Source organism: Roseovarius halophilus (ex Wu et al. 2025) (assembly GCF_047086965.1).
This window is the reverse complement of the sequence record NZ_JBKOTX010000624.1, coordinates 1-286: the sequence shown is the minus strand read 5'-3', so window position 1 is coordinate 286 and position 286 is coordinate 1. Positions and strand designations below refer to the sequence as shown.

General features: G+C 51.7%; 1 protein-coding gene. It reads right to left on the bottom strand.

Annotation, left to right across the window (positions count from 1 at the left end; genetic code table 11):
* Positions 1 to 92: 92 nt before the first annotated feature.
* Positions 93 to 286: hypothetical protein (locus tag ACH107_RS33775; RefSeq protein ID WP_412509918.1), on the bottom strand; the 194-nt coding region annotated here is incomplete at its 5' end.

The window sequence follows — 286 nt, the reverse complement described above, 5'->3', positions numbered from 1 at the left end:
CAGGGGTGGCCGAATACCCCGGAATCACTGGCCGGATAAAATTGGATTGGGTGGCCGGATACTTTCGGAATCGGTGGCCGGATGACCTCGGATTACGCACGCAGGAGGATAATAATTGCAATGGTAATTACAAACACCAATGCAACAACGCCAAAAGCTGCTGCAAAGTCTTTTGCTAAATTTATTTGGGCACCTCGATTTTTGAGGCTTCTGGGCCTGATTTGGCCGCAGTAGCGTGTTGACGGCGCTTGGATGGCGTCGACGTTTTGAGGTTTACAGCGCGGCG